21 protein-coding genes are annotated in these 20,523 nt (G+C 42.6%); 9 read left to right on the top strand and 12 right to left on the bottom strand.

From position 1 onward, the window contains the following. Nucleotides 1–19 precede the first annotated feature (19 nt). The 3 genes from OFN98_RS06550 to ilvD all read left to right on the top strand — a co-directional run bounded on the left by OFN98_RS06550 (nt 20) and on the right by ilvD (nt 4,993). The gene (locus OFN98_RS06550; protein WP_270874456.1) at nt 20–1,468 is read left to right on the top strand and encodes a hypothetical protein; all 1,449 of its coding nucleotides are present in this window, start codon (nt 20–22) and stop codon (nt 1,466–1,468) included. A gap of 264 nt (nt 1,469–1,732) precedes the next feature. Then, nucleotides 1,733–3,211 carry an SLC13 family permease gene (locus OFN98_RS06545; RefSeq protein WP_270865442.1) on the top strand — a complete coding sequence of 493 codons (1,479 nt, stop codon included), beginning with the start codon at nt 1,733–1,735 and terminating at the stop codon, nt 3,209–3,211. A 108-nt stretch (nt 3,212–3,319) separates the two neighbouring features. Next, on the top strand, nt 3,320–4,993 hold the full coding sequence (gene ilvD / locus OFN98_RS06540) for a dihydroxy-acid dehydratase (RefSeq protein WP_270874455.1): 1,674 nt from the start codon (nt 3,320–3,322) through the stop codon (nt 4,991–4,993). 116 nt (nt 4,994–5,109) lie between these two features. Here ilvD and OFN98_RS06535 read toward each other — a convergent pair whose 3' ends face one another. Genes OFN98_RS06535 through OFN98_RS06520 form a run of 4 tightly spaced genes read right to left on the bottom strand, consistent with a single transcriptional unit; the run spans nt 5,110 to nt 8,535 of the window. Continuing rightward, nucleotides 5,110–6,042, bottom strand: coding sequence for a D-2-hydroxyacid dehydrogenase (locus OFN98_RS06535; protein ID WP_270874454.1), 933 nt, complete (start codon nt 6,040–6,042; stop codon nt 5,110–5,112). After that, the gene (locus OFN98_RS06530; protein ID WP_270876642.1) at nt 6,042–7,226 is read right to left on the bottom strand and encodes a glutathionylspermidine synthase family protein; all 1,185 of its coding nucleotides are present in this window, start codon (nt 7,224–7,226) and stop codon (nt 6,042–6,044) included. The genes OFN98_RS06535 and OFN98_RS06530 overlap by 1 nt, the downstream gene beginning before the upstream one ends. A gap of 53 nt (nt 7,227–7,279) precedes the next feature. Next, complete coding sequence (locus OFN98_RS06525) at nt 7,280–7,882, bottom strand: UPF0323 family lipoprotein (RefSeq protein WP_270876641.1); 603 nt, start codon at nt 7,880–7,882, stop codon at nt 7,280–7,282. Then, on the bottom strand, nt 7,879–8,535 hold the full coding sequence (locus OFN98_RS06520; RefSeq protein WP_270869901.1) for a DNA-binding protein: 657 nt from the start codon (nt 8,533–8,535) through the stop codon (nt 7,879–7,881). The genes OFN98_RS06525 and OFN98_RS06520 overlap by 4 nt, the downstream gene beginning before the upstream one ends. A gap of 193 nt (nt 8,536–8,728) precedes the next feature. Between OFN98_RS06520 and ccoG the strand changes: the two genes are divergently transcribed. The 5 genes from ccoG to OFN98_RS06495 all read left to right on the top strand — a co-directional run bounded on the left by ccoG (nt 8,729) and on the right by OFN98_RS06495 (nt 12,847). After that, a complete protein-coding gene (gene ccoG, locus OFN98_RS06515) occupies nt 8,729–10,090 on the top strand; it encodes a cytochrome c oxidase accessory protein CcoG (protein WP_270874451.1) in 1,362 nt (453 codons plus the stop codon). Then, nucleotides 10,090–10,719, top strand: a complete 630-nt coding sequence (locus OFN98_RS06510) for a TetR/AcrR family transcriptional regulator (RefSeq protein WP_270874450.1) — start codon at nt 10,090–10,092, stop codon at nt 10,717–10,719. The genes ccoG and OFN98_RS06510 overlap by 1 nt, the downstream gene beginning before the upstream one ends. 4 nt (nt 10,720–10,723) lie before the next feature. Next, entirely contained in the window at nt 10,724–11,473 is a 750-nt protein-coding gene (locus OFN98_RS06505) for a hypothetical protein (protein ID WP_270874449.1), read from the top strand. 151 nt (nt 11,474–11,624) lie between these two features. Continuing rightward, a complete protein-coding gene (locus OFN98_RS06500; RefSeq protein ID WP_270873746.1) occupies nt 11,625–12,236 on the top strand; it encodes a flavodoxin in 612 nt (203 codons plus the stop codon). Nucleotides 12,237–12,244: 8 nt separating this feature from the next. Continuing rightward, nucleotides 12,245–12,847, top strand: coding sequence for a DUF4405 domain-containing protein (locus OFN98_RS06495; RefSeq protein ID WP_270874448.1), 603 nt, complete (start codon nt 12,245–12,247; stop codon nt 12,845–12,847). A 42-nt stretch (nt 12,848–12,889) separates the two neighbouring features. Here OFN98_RS06495 and OFN98_RS06490 read toward each other — a convergent pair whose 3' ends face one another. The 6 genes from OFN98_RS06490 to OFN98_RS06465 all read right to left on the bottom strand — a co-directional run bounded on the left by OFN98_RS06490 (nt 12,890) and on the right by OFN98_RS06465 (nt 17,670). After that, a complete protein-coding gene (locus tag OFN98_RS06490; RefSeq protein WP_270874447.1) occupies nt 12,890–13,450 on the bottom strand; it encodes a Fe-S-containing hydro-lyase in 561 nt (186 codons plus the stop codon). Between the two features lie 10 nt (nt 13,451–13,460). Next, nucleotides 13,461–14,306: a fumarate hydratase gene (locus OFN98_RS06485; RefSeq protein ID WP_270874446.1), complete on the bottom strand. Its 846-nt coding sequence runs from the start codon at nt 14,304–14,306 to the stop codon at nt 13,461–13,463. Between the two features lie 130 nt (nt 14,307–14,436). Then, complete coding sequence (locus OFN98_RS06480; RefSeq protein ID WP_270874445.1) at nt 14,437–15,267, bottom strand: pyridoxamine kinase; 831 nt, start codon at nt 15,265–15,267, stop codon at nt 14,437–14,439. A gap of 36 nt (nt 15,268–15,303) precedes the next feature. Beyond that, nucleotides 15,304–16,203, bottom strand: a complete 900-nt coding sequence (rarD, locus tag OFN98_RS06475) for an EamA family transporter RarD (RefSeq protein ID WP_270874444.1) — start codon at nt 16,201–16,203, stop codon at nt 15,304–15,306. 122 nt (nt 16,204–16,325) lie between these two features. Next, nucleotides 16,326–16,868 (bottom strand): DUF4405 domain-containing protein, encoded by a 543-nt coding sequence (locus tag OFN98_RS06470; RefSeq protein ID WP_270874443.1) that lies wholly within the window; start codon nt 16,866–16,868, stop codon nt 16,326–16,328. A gap of 82 nt (nt 16,869–16,950) precedes the next feature. Next, nucleotides 16,951–17,670, bottom strand: coding sequence for a TerC family protein (locus tag OFN98_RS06465; protein WP_270858681.1), 720 nt, complete (start codon nt 17,668–17,670; stop codon nt 16,951–16,953). Between the two features lie 256 nt (nt 17,671–17,926). Between OFN98_RS06465 and thiD the strand changes: the two genes are divergently transcribed. Beyond that, nucleotides 17,927–18,724 (top strand): bifunctional hydroxymethylpyrimidine kinase/phosphomethylpyrimidine kinase, encoded by a 798-nt coding sequence (gene thiD / locus OFN98_RS06460; protein ID WP_270874442.1) that lies wholly within the window; start codon nt 17,927–17,929, stop codon nt 18,722–18,724. A gap of 2 nt (nt 18,725–18,726) precedes the next feature. Here the strand turns inward: thiD and OFN98_RS06455 are convergent, their stop codons facing one another. Next, entirely contained in the window at nt 18,727–19,140 is a 414-nt protein-coding gene (locus tag OFN98_RS06455; protein WP_270874441.1) for a VanZ family protein, read from the bottom strand. A gap of 54 nt (nt 19,141–19,194) precedes the next feature. After that, complete coding sequence (gene leuC / locus OFN98_RS06450; RefSeq protein WP_270874440.1) at nt 19,195–20,460, bottom strand: 3-isopropylmalate dehydratase large subunit; 1,266 nt, start codon at nt 20,458–20,460, stop codon at nt 19,195–19,197. Between the last annotated feature and the right edge of the window lie 63 nt (nt 20,461–20,523).

Genomic DNA, 20,523 nt, shown 5'->3' with positions numbered 1-20,523 from the left:
CAAATTTTAAGGAGAAGCTGTGAAAAAATTTCTTGTTCCCATAGTGGCTGTAATCGTGCTAATTTTGGGTTTTGCCTTTTTGCCAAGCAAAGATAAGGGCGAGAGCCAAAATGAGCCAAAAGTAGAGCAAAGTGCGCCCGCAAACCCTATCGCTAAGGCTATTGATAGCGTAGTTGGCAACAAAGCAGGCGAGCTAGCCGAAAAATACATTAACCAAATGCTAGAAAATAGCCAGTTTTTCGAGGTTAAAGAGCGTAAATTCGACCGAGGCGATAGCTCGTCTGCTGGATATTTTATCGGCGTGATTAAAAAACAAACCCTAAAAGATCAGCTAGCCGCAGTCGTAGCTAGCGTGCATGGCGAGGCAGAAGCTAAGGATTTGCAAAAGTTAAATTCCGAAATGGATGAGATTTTCCCGCAGGATTTGGAGTTTAGGTATGATTATACTATCGCGCACAGTGTCGCAAATATCGCTGATGGCGCGCAAATCGAGGGAAAAATCAAAATCACTACCCCACACTATGCTGAAATTTTAAAACAATTTTTCAAAACTGAGGAAATCGCTACAAACCGCGTCACAATCGCAACTGATATTAAATTTATCACCCAAATAGCAGACGCCGAATACTCAAACGAGGGGGTGATGATAAATTTAAGCGGGCTAAATTTTGGCGGAGTTAGCGATTTAAATGGCGAAATTTTTAAAACCCTAAATTTGAGTTTGGATAAATTTTTCGTTTATGGCGTAGAGGGTGTGGATATCGAAATGCAGGGCCTTAACTACGATATGAAATACAAAAACGGCGTCAAAAATGGCGCAGAGCTAGTGGATTATTTCCTAGCTGATATGGGCTATACTTCCAGCCTTAAAAACGCCCTAATCACCGTAGAGGGCGATAGATTTATCGTCGCAAATGACGCTTCTAGCGAGGGCGAGACTAAGATTAGCGCTGGAAAATACTTTATGGACGATAAATCGCGCATAGCAAGCCTCAAAGTCGCAGATGTGCTAGTGCGAAATGTCGCAATCGATAGCGACATCGCTATGAGCGAAAAACTTTACCGCGAGCTTGCATTTGCGAACCAAAACAAAGCAGAGGAACTAGCAAAAAATCCGCAAATTTTAAGAGATTTGCTCAAAGATGATATTTCACTAAATTTGAAAAATTTATCTTTTGAAAATAGCGTCGGCAAAAAATTTAGCCTTAGCGCAAAGGGTGTCGTGGGCGATTTCGTCGATGAGGAGACGCTGTTTGCGAAAATGAGCGCCAGCGGCAGCGCTAAAATCGACACAAGCCTTGGCGAGTTTATCTCTGATTACGATAGCCTGCGCCCGTTCGCACCGCTAATCGAGCTGTATTCGGCGCAGTTTTTACGCCCTGAGGGAAATGGCGTAAAGCTTGATTTTAGCTACGATAAGGCTTCAAATTTATTGCAACTAAACGGCGAAAATATCCCGCTTCAATAATTTTTAGGTCAAATTTATGCGCTAGAAGCGTTTAAATTTGACCATTTTAAATTTTAAATTTGTGAAAATTTGTAATTTAAATCAAATTTAAAGGATAAAATTTATTAATATTATTTTATAAAAATTTTAAAATTTCGCCAAATTTTTAAATTTTGTTACCATAAGTAACGCACAAAAAAATTTTCAAATTTTATTTAACGCAATTTTAATAAATTTCCAACCTAATTTTGTATTATTCATAAAATCTTACAAAAAAGGAGTAACATGCCTGATCAAATCAAGGTGCGTGGGCACAACTTCCCAGACCTAGAACCGCAAAACTCGGAAGAAGTTGCGGAAGTGGCGCAACTAACCGATGTTGATTCGTTTCCGAAGCGTGGCATTATCATTGCGATAGTAGCGGCGTTAATCGCATTTGCGCTTTACAATGTCTTGCCGTTTGAGCCAAATGTCAAAAAGGGCTTGGCGCTTTTGGCATTTATCGCGATTATGTGGCTTACAGAGGCCGTGCATATCACGATTACAGCGCTTATGGTGCCAGTTTTGGCTGTGGCGATTGGGATTGGCAAATTTGGCAAAGACGGCGAATTTACGGCTTTGACGCTAAAAAACGCCTTGGCAAATTTCGCAAACCCTACGATTTTTACATTTTTTGGTGGATTTGCCCTAGCTACGGCACTTCACATGCAAAAACTCGACAAAAAAATCGCAACCTGGCTTATCCAAAAAGCTGGCGGACGCCTTGGCGTGGCTGCGATTTTGATATGTATCACGACTGCGCTTTTATCAATGTGGGTATCAAATACCGCAACCGCTGCGATGATGTTACCACTTGCGCTTGGAATTTGCGCAAATTTGGACGCAAAGAAAAAAGAAGATCGTGGCACAATCGTCTTTTTACTCTTAGGAATTGCCTATTCAGCTAGTATCGGAGGACTTGGCACGATCGTTGGCTCGCCACCAAACATCATCGCAGCTGAGGCTTTGGGCTGGAATTTCGCTGATTGGATGAAAGTTGGACTTCCGGTAATGCTTTTAATGCTTCCATTAATGTTAGTGGTGCTATATTTGGTCTTCCGCCCAAATTTAAATCACAAAGTCGAGATCGAACTCGAAGAAATTCCATGGAACAACAAGCGCATACTTACCGTCATAGTTTTCGTAATCACTGCGTTTGCGTGGATTTTCTCAAAAGACATCAGCAAGGTAATCGGCTTTAAAATCGACGACTCCTATGTCGCTGTGTGCGCCGCAATCGCTGTGGTAATGCTAGGTCTTGCTAAATGGCACGATGTGGCCGAAAACACAGAGTGGGGTGTTTTGATGCTATTTGGTGGAGGACTAACGCTAAGTGCAGTGCTAGGTATGTCAGGGGCTTCTAGCGTGCTAGGAAATTTAGTCGCTGATACCTTCAAAGACGCGCCTGTATATTTGGTATTGCTTGTAACTGCTGTATTTATCATCTGCCTTACAGAATTTACTAGTAACACTGCCTCGGCTGCGCTTTTGGTGCCTGTATTTGCGGGCGTCGCAGCTCACATGGGCTTGCCGAAAGAAACACTTACAATCGTAATTGGTATCGGCGCAAGTTGTGCGTTTGTAATGCCAGTAGCAACTCCGCCAAATGCCCTAGTTTTTGGCACTGGCATGATTAAACAAATGGATATGATTAAAGCAGGTGCTTACCTAGCCTTTGCTGGCGCGGTGATAGTATCGCTTTATGTTTATCTATTTTTTGCATAAAATTTAGTTGCGAGATTTTCTCGCAACTACTAAATTCTGCCAAATTTCACCTGCTAAAATTTATTAAAATTTTGATAAAATCACCAAATTTCATTTCAAAGGATTTTTATGAGAAGCGATATCGTTAAAAAGGGCTACACACGCACACCGCACCGCTCACTTTTTCGCGCGACAGGATTAAAGGACGAGGACTTTGATAAGCCGTTTATCGGCGTGGCAAATAGCTTTATCGAGTGTATTCCGGGGCATTTTTATCTAAACGAATATGCCAAAATCGTAAAAGACGAAATTCGTAAAAATGGCTGTGTGCCGTTTGAGTTTAATACAATCGGCGTCGATGACGGTATCGCAATGGGGCATAGCGGAATGCTCTACTCGCTACCAAGTCGTGAAATCATCGCAAATTCGATAGAAACCGTGATGAACGCTCACAAACTCGACGCTCTTCTATGCATACCAAACTGCGATAAAATCGTGCCTGGCATGATAATGGGAGCTTTGAGAGTAAATGTGCCTACGATTTTTGCTAGTGGTGGTCCAATGGCTGCTGGCAAGGGACTAGGTGGCGAACAAATCGACTTAAATACCGCATTTGAGGCTGTTGGCGCGTATGAGACCGGCAAGATTAACGAAGAGCAATTAAAAGCTATCGAGTGCGCGGCATGTCCTGGCGGGGGAAGTTGCTCTGGTATGTTTACTGCAAACTCAATGAATACCCTATGCGAAGCTCTTGGAATCGCGCTTAAAGGCAACGGAACGATTCTAGCCCTTACGCCTGAGCGCGAGGAATTATTACGCGCGGCCGCTAGAAGAATTTGCGAAATTGCGCTCGATGAGAGATTTAAAATCCGAAATTTAATCAACGAAAAATCGATCCGCAACGCCATGGTTATGGATATGGCAATGGGCGGTAGCTCAAATACGATTTTGCACATGCTAGCAATCTCACGCGAAGCGGGCGCACCGCTTGATATCGCGGAATTAAACGAAATTTCGCGCAGTGTGCCTCACATAGCCAAAGTCAGCCCAAGCCTACCTGGCGTGCATATGCAAGATGTGCAAAAAGCAGGCGGACTGGGCGCTATAATGAAGGAAATAAGCAAATTTGATAGCTCTTTGCTTGATTTAAATTTACTCACAATCAGTGGCGAAAGCCTAGGCGAGCGTATCCAAAACGACGATATCAAGGACGAAAACATAATCCACACCGTAGCAAACGCGTATTCTAAGCGTGGCGGACTAGCAATTTTGTTTGGAAATTTGGCCGAGCAAGGTTGCGTTATAAAAGCCGCTGGAATCATTGGCGAGCGCAAATTTAGTGGCAAGGCGATTTGCTTTAACAGCCAAGACGAGGCAATCGAGGGGATTTCGGGCGGAAAAGTGCAAAAAGGAAATGTAGTCGTCATACGCTACGAGGGCCCAAGAGGCGGTCCTGGCATGCAAGAAATGCTAAGCCCAACTAGCCTAATCGTGGGCCGTGGCCTTGGTGCAGATGTCGCGCTCATCACAGACGGGCGTTTTAGCGGTGCTACAAGAGGGCTAAGTATCGGCCATGTAAGCCCAGAAGCAGCCGAGGGCGGTATGATAGGACTACTCAAAGACGGCGATATAATCGATATCGATGTGGATAATTTCAGCATAAATGTCCGTCTAAGCGACGCCCAAATCACCGCTCGCCGTGCCGCGTGGAAATACGAGGGCAAAAAGGTAGAGGGCAGATGGCTTCGCCAATACCAAAAACTAGTAACCAACGCCAGCAGTGGCGCAATACTAGAAGCGTAGATTTAAATTTAAAACCCTTTTTTTAAATTTTAAAAAGGGTTTTTAAAAATGATTAAATTTAGATTTTATAAATTTTGCAAAATTTTAAAATTTAAAGGGCAAATTGCCCTTTAAATTTACGCATTTAAAAATTCTTTGATATTTCCTGCGATTTTGGAGATTAGCAGTTTGCGCGCTTCCACGCTCGCCCATGCAATGTGCGGAGTAAGGATTAGATTTGCCCTGTTTTTCACGCCAAGAAGCGGATTATCAGCGTTAATCGGCTCTTTTTCGACCACATCTAGACCCACGCGAAGTCCCATTTCATCGATAGCCCACGCCAATGCACTCTCATCGGCGATTCCGCCACGACCAAAGTTCATAAACACAGCGCCCTTTTTCATTTTAGCGATTTCATCTTTGCCGATTAACCCTTTTGTTTTTTCGTTTAATGGCGCATGAACCGAGATGATATCGCACTCTTTAAGCATAGTATCTAAATCCACCCTTTTAAACTCAGCGTCATCGTGCGCCCCGCTCGTAGAGTAGTAGCAGACATTTGCGCCAAAGGCTTTTGCTATGCGCCCTACTTCGCGACCGATTTCGCCAAGGCCGATTATGCCAAAATTCTTGCCAGAAATTTGATCAATTGGCGCGTTTAAATGTGTGAAAATTTCACTCTCGCACCATTTTTTCTCGCCGTATTCGGCGTAGTATCTCACATCGTTTAAAAGCGCTAGAAGCGTAGCAAAGGCTTGTTGAGATACGCTTTTGGTCGAATACCCAGCGACATTTTTCACAGGCACGCCATGCGCTGCTGCCGCTTCGGAGTCGATATTGTTCGTGCCGGTTGCACTTACGCAAATTAGCTTTAAATTTGTCTTTTCGAGTACCTCTTTTGTGATTAAAACCTTGTTTGTGATGACGATATCAGCGCCCGCTAAACGCTCGATTGTCTGCTCTGGCTTGGTTTTCGGGTATGTTACAAGCTCGCCCAAGGCCTCAAATTCGCTGAAATTTGCGTCGCTTCCTAATGTATCAGCGTCAAGTAAAACAATTTTTGGTTTCATTACTCCACCCCTTCGATGTAGTGACCGACAAATTTAGAATAGTTGTCGATGATATCTGCGCCCTTCCTAAATCCAAGCGCACAGCCTTCAAAGGCGTAAAACACCCCAGCTTGGTATTTTGCGCCGCTTTTATCAGTGTTTAGATTTGCAAATTCTTGGTATAAGAAATTTTGGTTTGCGTATTCGCCACCATTTTCTTTGATTTTTTTACCATCTTTGTCAAAAATACTCACATTTGCTCCCTCGCGCCCAAAAAACGGCTTTTTGACCATTTTTTTGCCGATTAGTGGCTCGCACGCGCTTTCTAGCAAAAGCGGGTGATTTGGGTATAAATCCCATAAAATTTTCATTATTCCCTTGCTTTGGAAAAGTAGCGTGTATGCGGGGTTTAGGATAATTGCTTTTTGGTTTTTCATTATGTTTTTTAGTATCAAGGCTAGTTCGCCTTCCTCGATAGCAATCGCCTCCCACGGGATTAGTTTGCACCAATACTCATAATTTTCACCACCAAAAAATACCCCCTTCTCGTCATCAAACTCGACCTCGTGCGCATATGCAAAAGCTGTCTTAAAGCCCGCTTCATCGGCAGCTGTTTGCAAAAGTCTGATTGTTTTCTCGTCCTCATCGCTTCCAGCGACCGAGCTAAACAAAATTTTCCACCCCTCGTAAAATTTATCAAATTCCTCCAACTCTCCGCCCAAAACGACAAGGCGTTTAAAATTATCGCTAATCGCGGCGAAAAGCTCGTTAAATTGCGCCATTTCATCAAGTCCATTTTCTTTAAGCAACGCCCACTGGATAATCGCTGTTTCAAACACAGCCGTTGGCGTATCGGCGTTGAATTCAAGCAGTTTTATCGGCTCGCCGTCTAATCCGCCTGCGAAATCAAACCTGCCATAAAGGTGCCAATGCACATCATTTTCCCAGCTCATTTTGATAATTTCTACTAGATTAAACGGAATTCCAAGCTCGTGGAAAAGGTCATTATCTATCACATACTGCGCCGCAGCGATAAACATATCATACAGCTCGTTTGCCGCCTCGTAGTAGGCGTTTGCCTCCTCTGGGCTCACACTTACGACCTCATCTGCTATGTATGCTGATAAATCCGCGTCAGTGTGCCACGAAAAGCCAAGTTTTTCTAAAAATTCATTGCTTAGTGGGGTTAGTTTTTTGAGTTTCATCTATTTCCTTGAATTTTAAAATTTAGCCTAAATTTGGCAAATTCGGGGCAAATTTAGCCCCCAAACATACTGCCGCCACTTTTTGCTGGGGAATTTGTGCCTGATTTTGAGCCAAAAAATCCGCTTTTGCCACTTTTTGCTTTGGCGTTGTTTGCCCTAGCCTCTTTGAAACTATTTACACTCCTTGAATACGCGCTAGGGTTTTTAAAGGCTGTTTGTCTGTGCGTTTGATACGCTGGTGAGCCAAAGAGTTTCGAGCCTATCCATGAGCCGATGATTGCGCCTGCTGCACTTGCTAAAATCGCCTCGCCAAGGCTGTATCCGCCACTAGAAATTTCGGCGTTTTGATTAGTTAAATTTGAAGTGCCAGCGTCGATTTTGGCGTTTTCCTCAGCCAAAAGTGCATTTGTCTCAGCCTCGCTTAAAATTCTCTCGCTTCCGTCCAAGCTTTTTAAGATAATTTGCGTTTTTTCGCTAGGAAATTCCTCTAAAATTTTATATTTTCCGGGCGCTACTTCCTCGATTCTAACTAGCGCGCCCTCTTGGATACGAAGCTCTGAGCCTGTATTTTCGCGCTCACAGCCTGCCAAAGCGCCAGATAAAATCAGCCCAAAACCGCCCACAATCGCATAACTTGCAATTTTTCTAATTTTCATTTTTTTCCTTTTAAATTTTTGATATCTAAACTCTTATGCACCAAAAGCTCATCGCCAATGACCCTGATTAGCTCGTTTGCGCCGATATTTTCGATGATTAGACTCTGGGCTTTCATCCGTTTTTTGCGCCCTAAATCTAGGCTTTTGATAAATTTCGCTAGGCTTAGCCACTCGTTTTCATCGAAAATTTGCTCTTTTACCTCGACATCGTATGGTTTTTTATCACGCGCGCTCTCGCCGATTAGCGGTTTTTCGAAAAACGAGAGAAAATACCCAAGCTTCTCATCTCGCTCTTTATACATGAGCTTGATTTCTTCTTTTGATGAGATTAAAATTTCCTCTTTTTCGCGGTAAAGTTTGTCTTTATCATTTTGTAAGGTTTGGATTTGTTCTTTTAGCTCGGCGATTTCTTTGATTAAATAATCAATAAAATTTTGGTTCGAATTTTGCGAGGCAGGTTTTGAGGGGCGCACCTTTGCGCTAGCTCCTTGCGCGCTAGAATTTGAAATTTCGTCATTTTCGTCTTCTAAAACGACATATTTTACGCCATTAATCTCTGTCGTGCGAATAGAATTTCGCCTGATTCTATTGTAAATCGCCTCTTTTGAAACACCCAAAATTTCGGACGCTTCGCTTATAGAAACCTCTCTCATAATTCGCCTTATCCGCGTTGAAATTTTAAAACTGGGTATTATGGCGAATTTTGCCTAAAAATGGGCTTTAAATATCAAATTTCACGGACAAATTTTAGATTTTTTTCGCGACATAATATCCAAATTCTATATTTTTAATATGTAATTAATCTTTTAAGAGTAAAATCGTGCATTTATACAAAAAGGACATTTCATGGAGAGTAAAATCTCGAAATTCAGGCAGAAGCGCTACTTTTTTTACACTATCGCTTCGCTGTGGCTTTTCATCATGCCGTGGCTTCAAATAGGCGGCAAACACCTATTTTTAATCAGTTTTGAAAAAAAAGAAATCCACCTTTTTTTCAACACCTTCTCGACGCAAGAATTTTTCTTAATGCCGTTTTTGATAATATTCTTTTTCATTTCGATATTTTTCCTAACCACGCTTGGCGGGCGTGTGTGGTGTGGCTGGGCCTGTCCGCAAACGATTTTTCGCGTGATTTATAGAGATTTAATCTGCACCAAAATTCTTAAAATTCGTGGCTCTATCACAAACAAACAAAAGGGCGAAAAAGCTGGCGCAAAGGGCATCATCGCGGTTGCGCTTTTTGCCATTGTTGCGCTGATTGCAGCCTCAAATTTGCTCTGGTTTTTCGTGCCGCCACAAAGCTTTTTTGCCTATCTAGGCGAGGCTGGCGAGCATAAACTTCTCTTTGGTATCGTGCTAGGATTTGCGGCGTTTTTGACATTTGATATCACATTTTTGGGCGAGAATTTCTGCGTTTTCATCTGCCCTTACGCAAGGATTCAATCGACCATGCTCGATGAAGACTCGCTCGGCGTGATTTACGATGATATCAGAGGTGGTGTGGTTTATGACGAGCATAAAAATTTAATCTCAAACAAGCCTTCTAGCGGGGATTGCACCGGCTGTCAGGCGTGTGTGAGGATCTGTCCGACACATATCGATATCCGCAAAGGCATGCAGTTAGAGTGCATAAACTGCCTAGAATGCGCCGACGCATGCTCAAATATAATGAGTAAGCTTGGCAAAGCTCCACTTATCAACTGGACGAGCCTAAATGCGCAAAAATCGCAAAGCAAGGTCAAATTTATGCGATTTCGCACGATTGGCTATATCGGCGTGCTAGCCGCTGCGCTAATCGGGCTAGTGGTGATGAGTGGCACGAAAGAGAGCATGCTTTTAAACATCAATCGCAACACCCAGCTCTATAAAATAGATTTCGACGATAACGGCGAAAAAATCGTCAAAAACAGCTATACATTTTTATTCGAAAACACCCACAGCGAACCGCACAGCTTCTTTTTTAGCGTAGATAACGAAAATATCAGCATTTCTCGCCCAGACGAGCCTGTAAAAGTAAGCCCCGGCAAAAAGGCAAAAATCATAGTCTCGCTTACAAGCAAGGCAAATTTGAGCCTAGAAAACGAGCACGATAATGTCGTTTTACCGCTAATCATCAAAGCTTACGCGGTTGATGATGAAAAAATCAGCATTACACGCGAGAGTGTGTTTGTCTATCCGCAACAAAAATTTATTGATAGGAAGGATTAATGGCACAAAAATCAAGGTATTATAAATCGCAAATTCGCATAGAAAAGATTTTCGAGGTGGCCACAGAGCTATTTTTACAGCGAGGATATGACAGCGTCAGCCTAAATGATATCGTCGCTATCAGCGGTGGCTCGCTTGCCTCTATTTACAAATATTTCGAAAGCAAGGAAAATCTATTTTTGCGTGTGGTCGAATTTCACACCCAAAGGCTTGATAAAAAGCTAGATGATCTGCTTAGCTTAGACGAAAACCTCGCGCCACAGGAGTATTTGAGCGAATTTGCTCCGATTTATTTCGACTTTATTTATAGTGCCGAAAATCAAAAATTTCTAAAAAATATCCTGCTTGGAACCTCAAAAACCTTTGGTTCCATGCTAAAAAATGTCTCCAAAATCTTCTTAGATACCAGCACGCTTGCATTTCCAGCGGGGCTTAGCAATTATTTTAGGGCGCATATTGATGAGTTTGATAGCGCAGATCCTGAGTATTTGGCGCGCTATTTTTGCTTTTTGCTTCGCGAACCGCACTTCAACCGCCTTATATTTTTCGGCGAAGAGCCAAATTTAAACAAAGAAAATTTCATAAAAGACCGCATTAAAATCTTTTTGCACGGTGTGAAAAAGCAATAAATTTATGCGAAATTTAGCGAAATTTAGCCTTTTAGCGTTTTTGTGCGTGGGCGCGTTTGGCACGGATTTATCCAGCGTGGCAGAGAAAATTTACGCCAACGAAACCGGAGCGAAAAAGTCAAATTTAATCCACTGGAATAGTGGCGAGAATTTCCCGTCCTTGGGTATCGGACACTTCATCTGGTATAAAAAAGACGAAAAAAATAAATTCGAAGAGAGCTTTCCAAATTTAGTGAAATTTTATAAAATTCGCGGCGTTAAACTTCCAAAAATACTGCGCCTGCACTCTCACGCGCCTTGGCAGAGCAAAACCGCGCTTGATGCGCTAAAAAAATCAGGCGACGCGGATCTGATAGAGCTAGAAAATTTTTTGTATCAAACCAAAAATTTGCAGGTAGAGTTTATCTATGAAAGGCTTCAAAACTCCATAGAAAAAATGCAAAATTTAAGCGATAAAAAAGAGCATATCAAATCGCAGTTTTACCGCGTCGCAAGCTCGCCAAATGGGCTTTACGCGCTCATTGATTATGTCAATTTCAAAGGCGAGGGCATAAAAGAGAGCGAGCGATACAGAGGCGATGGTTGGGGGCTAATGCAGGTTTTGGAGTGCATGAGCGCGCAAAAAGAGGCAATGAGCGAATTTCGCAGGTGCGCGAAATTTGTTTTAAAGCGCAGGGTGGCTAACGCGCCCACAAACCGCGATGAAGCGCGCTGGTTAGCTGGCTGGCTAAAACGCTGCGATACATATAGATAAATTTTATATTTTGCTTACGCAAGCCCGTGATACTGCGCCGAATTTTAAATTTGGCAAATTTTGCAGAATCAGGCAATGAATTTAGAGAATTTTTCTAACGAAATTTTCGCTTTTTTTATATAATCTTTGAAATTTTAACTAAGGGGCAAGTATGAAAAAAATCCTACTTTTTTTTCTTTTATTTTTCTTTGGCTGTGCGGGAAATGCCGCCGACACGAAGGTTTCACAAGGATTTAATATGAGTGGTAAAAAGGTGCTAATCGCGTATTTTTCGCGCGCAGATGAGAATTATCAGGTGGGCTATATCGAGAAAGGCAACACCGAAATTTTGGCTGAGTATTTGGCTGAGTTTAGCGGTGGCGAACTCTTTAAAATCGAAACTATCGCGCCTTATGCCAAAGAGTATCAAGCCGCGATAGATTTTGCAAAAAGCGAACAAAAACAAAAAGCAAGACCCGAAATCAAGCCGTTTGATAAAAATTTAGCTGATTTTGACGCCGTGTTTTTGGGCTTTCCTACTTGGTGGGGCGATTTGCCAATGGGCGTTTTCACATTTTTAGAAGGGCAAAATTTCGCGGGCAAGCCAATTTTCGTCTTTAACACGCACGAGGGAAGTGGCTTAGATAGGACTATCGGCTCTGTCGAAAAAGCGACAAAAGCCAAGGTTTTGGGCTATTTTAGCCTGTATGGAAGCGTGGCGCAAAATCAAAGAGAAAAAGCCAAAACCGAGCTAAAAGCGTGGTTTGATGAGATTTCAAAATAAATTTTGCAATGAAATTTAATAAAAAATCGTTTTACTGGGGCGCGATTTTCGCCCTAGTTTTGTGTATGAATTACAAAAAATTTGGCGAGATAGCGCATGAAATTTTGGGCTTAATCTTAATCTTTTTCGCCCTTTTTCATGCCTTTTCGCGTCGTAAATACTTAGCCAAATTTAGGGTGCGAAACGCCCTAAATTTCGCCCTTTTAGGCTCATTTTTAGCCACTTTTGCAAGTGCTGTTTTTCTTAGCGAGCATATTTTTTCCTTTATTGATTTTGGCTTTGGCTCGGACGCGGCCAAAAATATCCACATGTTTGCCACGCACGCGCTGTTTTTGCTAAGTGCTACGCATTTGGGGCTAAATTTTAGAATTTTTGCAAATTTGCTTAGCGTGAAATTTAGTAAAATTTTGAAATTTTGCCTATTTTTGGCTCTTTTGGCTTTTGGAATTTATTCGTTTGTGGATCTTCATTTTTACGAATACTTGTTTTTTAAAACCGGTTTTGGATTAGAAAACAAAAATACATTTTTATTCAGTAGTGCCGAATATTTGGCGATTTTCGTAGCTGTTATGCTAGGCGTAAGAGCGATAAATTTGAGATTTAAATTTTAGGGTTAAATTTTAAAATTCTAGGGCAAATTTGCCCTAGATGGATTAGATTTTTTTGTATGGTGCTTGACCAACTTCGTAGAAGTTGTTACCCTCGCTATCAATTGCGACAATCGCTGGGAAATCCTCGACTGTTAGTCTTGCCACAGCCTCTGGGCCAAGCTCAGGGTAAGCTAAAACCTCGTATTTTTTGATACTTTGGCTAATTAGCGCGCCGGCTCCGCCGATAGCTACCATATAAACACAACCTGATTTTTTCATAGCATCGACTACTGCGTCGCTTCTATAACCCTTACCAATCATGCCGTTGATGCCTACTTCGTTAATCATTGTTGGAGTGTATTTATCCATACGACCACTTGTTGTAGGACCTGCTGCGCCTACTGCTTGACCTGGTTTTGCAGGTGTTGGACCAAGATAATAAATAGTCTCGCCAGCTAAATTTACAGGCAGTTTCTCGCCACGAGCCAAAGTCTCAGTCAAAGCCTTGTGAGCAGCGTCTCTGGCTGCGATGATTGTGCCTGTGATTAGGACATTATCACCAGCTTTTAGGCTTTTTACTACATCTTTATCAAATGGAGCTGTTATTCTTTTTACTTCTGACATAATTATCTCCTTAAAGTTCAGCACTTGCGTGGCGTGCTGCGTGGCAATTGACATTAATAGCTACTGGAAGACCTGCGATGTGAGTTGGATACCACTCTATATTTACTTTAACAGCAGTGTTTAGACCGCCTAGACCTTGTGGGCCAACGCCTGTTTGTCTAGCAAGCTCTAATAGCTCATCTTCTAGTTTTGCGTATCTTTCGTCTTCGTTTCTGCTATCTACTGAGCGAACAGCTGCTTGTTTTGCAAGAAGCGCTGCTTTGTCCATTGTGCCACCGATTCCTACGCCAAGAACCATTGGAGGGCATGAGTTTGGACCAGCATATTTTACAGCTTCAAGGAATACTTTTTTCACACCCTCTACGCCGTCAGCTGGAACAAGCATTTTTAGCACAGATTTATTCTCGCTACCAAAGCCTTTTGGAGCAACTGTGATTTTTAGTTTTTCGCCTGGGACTATGCGCATGTTAATAACAGCAGGAGTGTTGTTTGTGGTGTTTTTGCGCTCAAATAGTGGCTCAGCTACAACTGATTTTCTTAGGTAGTTATCAACATAGCCGTTTTTAACGCCTTCGTTGATAGCGTCCTCGATATATCCGCCCTCGATATGCACATCTTGACCAAATTCTACGAAAACTACCGTCATACCTGTGTCTTGGCAGATTGGAGCTACGCCTTTTTCTGCAAGATCAGCATTTTGAAGCAATTTGCCAAGGATTTCTTTACCGATTGAAGAAACCTCAGTCTCTTTTGCTTTTTCAAACGCTTTTCTCATATCTGGCGTTACTACATAACAGGCTTTTTTGCAAAGCTCTGCAACTGTTTTAGAGATTTCACTTGCTTGGATTGTTCTCATTGTATTCTCCCAAAAAATAGTGATTGAAGATTATACCTTTTTCAAATTTAGCAACCACTTAAAATAGTATAAATTTATGCATTTAATTTTTAAAAATAAATTTCAAAGCCAAAATTTTAAAATTTTGGCTTTAAATTTTCCTTACAAGCTCAGGAATTACAAGCTCAAATTTCACTCCGTCGCTGCGCCTCCACTCGCTATCACTCATAGTCTCTTTCATCGCACTTACGACGAAATCAGCGGCTATGCGGATTGCGGTTTGGAGGGATTTGCCACGCATTATCGCACCAAATGCAACCGAGGCAAAAATATCGCCCGTGCCGTTGTATTTCACAGGTAGTAGCTCGTGGAAATACTCGCTCACACGCCCGTCTTTGGCGTCGTAGCTAAACACGCCACACTGCTCGCTAATGTAATTAATCCCCTTTAAAATCACCTTTGACGCGCCTAAATCTTTTAGTCCTTCGAGCAAATCAAAGATAAATTCCCTCTCGGCCTTTTCTCGGTATTTCACGCCGACCATTGCGCAAGCTTCCGTGATATTTGGCGTAATCACATCAGCACTAGCGCACAAAAGTGCCATCATACGGGCAAAGTCGCTATCAAATCCGGGGTAAAATTCACCATTATCGCCCATACATGGATCGACTAATATCGTCTTTCCGCTTCCGCCAAATTCCATAAAAAGTTCGCTAATGAGTGCGATTTGTTCTTGCGAGCCCAAAAATCCAGTGTAAATCCCGTCAAATTCCACCCCATGCTCGTGCCAATGCGACATTATAGGGCGCAAATCTTTGGTAAGATCGCGAAATGTAAAACCGCTAAATCCAGTATGCATAGAAAGCACCGCCGTAGGCAAAACGCTAACACTTAGCCCCATTGCGCTAATCACTGGCAAAGCAGCGCTAAGCGAGACCTTACCCACGCACGAAATATCTTGAACACTAAGAACTCTTTTCATCTACTTCCTTGATTAAATTTTTGCGCCATTTTACAGTTATTTTGCCTTAATGTAAAATTTAGCCCTTTTTGCGCGTTTTATAGAGATAATCGTATCAGCCACCAAAAAGCAAATAGCCATAAATAGGCAAATCATCAAAATATACGAATCAGGCTCGATTTTTTCGCCCAAAAGCAAAGAAACGCCTAACATCAAAAGTGGCTCGACATAGATTAATAATCCAAAGAAATTTATCGGAATTAGCGCGCTTGATAAAATTTGAGCCAAAAGCGCAGTCGCACTCAATAGTGCCAAAACAGATAAAAGCGTGTAAATGTTTGGATTTTGCACCGCGACCGCGCCAAGGTCAGTGCTACTTACAAACCACAAACAAAACGGCAACAAAAGCGCGATTTCTAGGGCGAAACTGCTAGCCCCTTCTAGCCTGAAATACCGCCTTAGGCAAAAATACAGCGGAAATCCAATAAAAACAATCGCGCTATGCCACGACGGCGCGCCTCCAATTAGGGTTTTTGAAAACACTCCAATCACCGCAAAGCCAACGCACAGGGCTTTTAGGCGCGAAATTTTCTCGCCAAAGAAAAGATTTCCAAAAATCACCATGGAAATAGGCATTATGAGATATCCGATTGAGACTTGCAGTGCGTAGCCGTTACTTGGCGCCCACAGATACAACCACATCTGAATTCCCATTGTAGCGGAAGTCGCGAGTAAAATTATGAGCAAAAACGGCTTTTTTATCAAACGGACAAGAAGCTTTTTCATCTCTGCTTTTTTGCCGCCTAGCACCAAAAACAGCGCTACTATTGGAAATGTCACTAGCATGCGATATCCCAGCAACTCCTGCCCGCCAAGAGGCTGCATGAAAACCGACATATAATAAATGCTCGCAAACCCGATAGAAGAAAACAGCGATAAAGCGATACCTTTTAACATTTTTAAAATTTAGCCTTGCTAAATTTGACCCTTCCCTGAAATTTTAAATTTGGGATTTTATTAAAATTTGACTTAAAAAATAATGGCTAAATTTTGGCAAATTTCAAATTTGCCAAAATTTATTAGTGAAAATTTTTGCCTTTTTGCGCGCCCTGCGCCTCGCCTTTTGGCGCACGAGCCGGCAAAAGCGCGTTTAGGATTTCGCCCTCTTTGAGATTATATTTCGCACACGCTTCGCGCAAATTTAGACTTTCGTCAAAATTTGCAATACCCTTACCCTCCAAAAACGCGCTAAATTTCGCATTATCCGTGCCAAATGCGCCTTTAAATTTGCTAATTTCCAAATTTAAGGCCTGCATATACACAGCCCTAGCTGGGTTTCCAGCCCCGCTAGCGCCTTTGAGGCTGTATCCAGCATATCCACAGCTAAGCACGATAATAGCGCAGATTACAAGCCCCTGCCAGCCTTTAAAATAGAGTTTAAAGGGTTTGAAATTTATGAAAATATGCACCAGCGCAAGGGCTAGCATAGCCATGCCAAAGTATTCGTGGAAATTTTTCATAACCCCACTTTTTAGCCCAAAAAACATACCGGCCCCACTAAATGCGACGAAGCCAAAAACAGCGATTAAAAGCCCAGTTCCTACAAATCTAAGCGGTTTCAAAATAGCTCCTTTTGTAAAATTTAAAGGCGATTTTAGGCTAAAATTTTAACCCCAAAATCGCCCGAATCTAACCGAAGCTAACCTAGTTTTTCTCAGATTTTTTGCGCACTTGGATATTGATGAGCTCGACCACGAGCGAGAAAAACATAGAAAAATAAATATAGCCCTTTGGGATATGAAACCCAAGTCCGTCTGCTATGAGCGAAACGCCGACTAAAATCAAAAACGAAAGCGCAAGAATTTTTATCGTAGGATTATCATCGACAAATTTCGCAATCGCCCCACTAGCAAACATCATCACAGCCACGGCGATGATGACAGCTAGTATCATTACAGGCAGGTGCTGTGCCATACCCACAGCCGTAATCACGCTATCAAGCGAGAAAATTATATCAAGCAAAGCGATTTGAATTAGCGTGCCGCCAAAGCTAGCCTTTTTCTCATCTATCCGCTCTTCGTGGCTCTCGCCCACAGCAGAAGAGTGGATTTCGAGCGTGGATTTTACCAGCAAAAACAAACCACCGCCGATTAGCACCAAATCTCGCCCACTAAAACCATGCCCAAACACGCTAAATAGCTCTTTTGTCAGCCCCATTACCCAGCTAAGGCTAAGTAGAAGCAAAATTCGCGTAATCATCGCAAGAGCTAGCCCCATAATGCGAGCTTTGTCGCGGTTTTCCTGAGGCAGGCGCGAACACAAAATCGCTATGAAAATTATATTGTCTATGCCAAGAACGATTTCTAGCCCAGTTAGCGTGGCTAGGCTTATCCACGCCTCAGGGGAAGCTATCCAATCAAACATTTTAATCCTTAAATTTAAAATAAACTCGCTATTATAGCGATGAAAATTTAAATTTTAGCAAGTTGAAATTTTATGAAATTTAAAAAATTTGCGCACGAAGTGCGCTACCGCTAGCGTCGGTCGGGTGGGGGTGTGGGGGCGGGCGACCCTCGCAACTCTGAGCGCCGCCCCCACATAAAAAGGATTAGACTAAAAAATTTCCAAGCGGTAAATTTTGTAAAGTATAATTAATAAATTTTTGAGTTAAAGGAAAGCCATGAAAAAGGTTCTTACAATCGCGGGTGTCGATAGTAGCGGCGGCGCAGGTATTTCAGCCGATATCAAGACCATAACCGCCCACAAAATGTATGGCGAAAATGTCATCACAGCCCTCACCGCCCAAAACACACTTGGCGTGCAAGGCGTGCTAAATATCGAGCCCCAATTTGTCGAAGCCCAGCTAGAAAGCGTATTTTGCGACATCGTCCCAGACGCTGTGAAAATCGGCATGATTTCTACTGCCGAGATTGCGCAAACCATAGCCAAAGCATTGAAAAAATTTGGCGCGCGAAATGTCGTCACAGACCCTGTCATGGTCGCTACAAGCGGTGGCGTGCTAATGCAAGATAGCGCAATGAACGCGCTAAAATTCGACCTTTTTAGCATTTCAGCGATTATCACGCCAAATATCAAAGAAGCAAGCGCGCTAAGTGGCGTTAAAATCGCGAATTTCGACGATATGAAAACAGCCGCGCTAAAAATCGCCGAATTTTACGGCGGAGCGATTTTGGTTAAAGGCGGAGATTTAGCAGGCGCGGGCGAAGCGCGCGATATTCTTTACGAAAATGGCGAATTTAGCGAATTTAGCGCACCCAAAATCATCACCAAAAACACCCACGGCACAGGTTGCACACTCTCATCAGCTATCGCTTGCGCCCTAGCAGCGGGGCTTGGCGTAAAAGAAGCGGTTGGTAGTGCGAAAGAATTCGTCCGCACAGCGCTAATGCAAGATTTGCACATTGGCAGGGGCAACGGTGCGATAAATCACTATTTTCGAATCCCAGAGATGTTTTAAATCTAAATTTGGCGGAATTTTAAAATTTCGCCAAATTTTACCCCCAAAAATACCCCAAAAACATTTAAAATCAAATCGTCAAGCTCGAAAATTCCGCTTTTAAAGACAAATTGTGAAATTTCGATTATTAGCGAGAGCAAAAGGCCAAAAATCAAAATTTTTCGCATGCTAAAATTTGGGAAAAAGTATCGCGCAAAGAGCCCAAATGGCACAAACCAAATAATATTTCCAAAAAACAGATAAATAAATTTTAAAGCCCCCAAATCCCAAATTTTGGCATAATCCACAAAGGGTGTAAAATTATACTCGCCAGCTTGGAAAATTTTGCTAAGAGTAAAATTTGCCCTAAAAATCGTGATTTTAAAGAGCGCACAAAGATAAATTATAAAAAGAAAACAAGCTTTGGATTTTTTCATTTGAAATTTAAAATTTGGGTAAATTTTGCCATTAAAAAATGGCAAAATTTTAGGTTACAAATCCCTAGGATCTGCGATTTTACCAGCGATTGCGCTAGCTGCTGCGACGGCTGAGTTTGCTAGATACACCTCGCTCGTGCGATCGCCCATGCGGCCTACGAAGTTGCGATTTGTCGTGCTCACGCATCTCTCGCCATCGCCCAAAATACCCATATATCCGCCAAGGCACGCTCCACAGGTCGGGTTGCTCACAACAGCACCTGCTTCGACGAAAATATCCCACAAGCCCTCTTTTTGCGCTTGTAGAGCGATTTTTTGCGTAGCTGGTGTGATGATAAGGCGAGTTTTGCGAGCTACTTTTCTGCCTTTTAAAATCTGCGCTGCTATGCGAAGATCGCTTAAACGCCCATTTGTGCAGCTTCCGATGAAGACTTGATCGACAGCGATACTATCTTTTACCGCCTCTCTCACGCTTTTGCCATTACTTGGCAAAAATGGATACGCTATCACTGGGTCTAAATTAGCAGTGTCGATTTCTAGGACGCGCTCGTAGTTTGCCCCCTCGTCTGAGTAGTGAAATTTCGGCTCGCTTCGTAGCGTTCTAGCGGCCAAAAATTCTTTTGTTACCTCATCGCACGCCACGATTCCGCTCTTTCCGCCAGCCTCAATCGCCATATTGCAAAGCGAAAATCTACTATCCATATCAAGGTGCGCAATCGCCTCGCCAACAAATTCTAACGCCTTGTAGCGCGCACCATCAACGCCGATTTGGCGGATTACTTCAAGTATCAAATCCTTGCCGTAAATGTGCGCACCCGGTTTGCCTTTGAAAACCACTTTTATGCTTTCTGGCACCTTAAACCAGTTTTTGCCCGTAATCATCGCATAAGCTAAATCCGTGCTTCCCATGCCGGTAGAAAACGCCCCAAGTGCGCCGTGTGTGCAGGTGTGGCTGTCCGCGCCGATGATGACATCGCCGGGTACCACTAGCCCTTTTTCAGGCATTAGGGCGTGTTCGATGCCCATATCTTTTTCGTCAAAATAGTTTTTTAGGTTGTGTTTGTAGGCAAATTCGCGTGAAATTTTGGCTTGGTTTGCGCTTAAAATGTCCTTTGTAGGGATATAGTGATCCATTACAATCGCAAAGCCGTCTGGATTTGCCAAAGCCTTTGCGCCGCTTAGCTCAAACTGCTTTATCGAAATCGGCGTTGTGATGTCGTTGCCGATGACCATATCGATTTTGCTTTCTACAATTTGCCCTGCACTGACTTCTTCGCCCACATGTTCGCTAAAAATTTTTTCCGTAATTGTCTGTTTCATAACCTGTCCTTAAAAAATTTGGGCTAAATTCTATCAAATCTAACCATAAAACTTTATAATAAA

It is taken from the genome of Campylobacter sp. JMF_15 NE4 (assembly GCF_027737645.1).
Taxonomy (GTDB): domain Bacteria; phylum Campylobacterota; class Campylobacteria; order Campylobacterales; family Campylobacteraceae; genus Campylobacter_B.
Note: the sequence above shows the minus strand (reverse complement) of the source record. Positions and strands in the feature narration are given on the sequence as shown.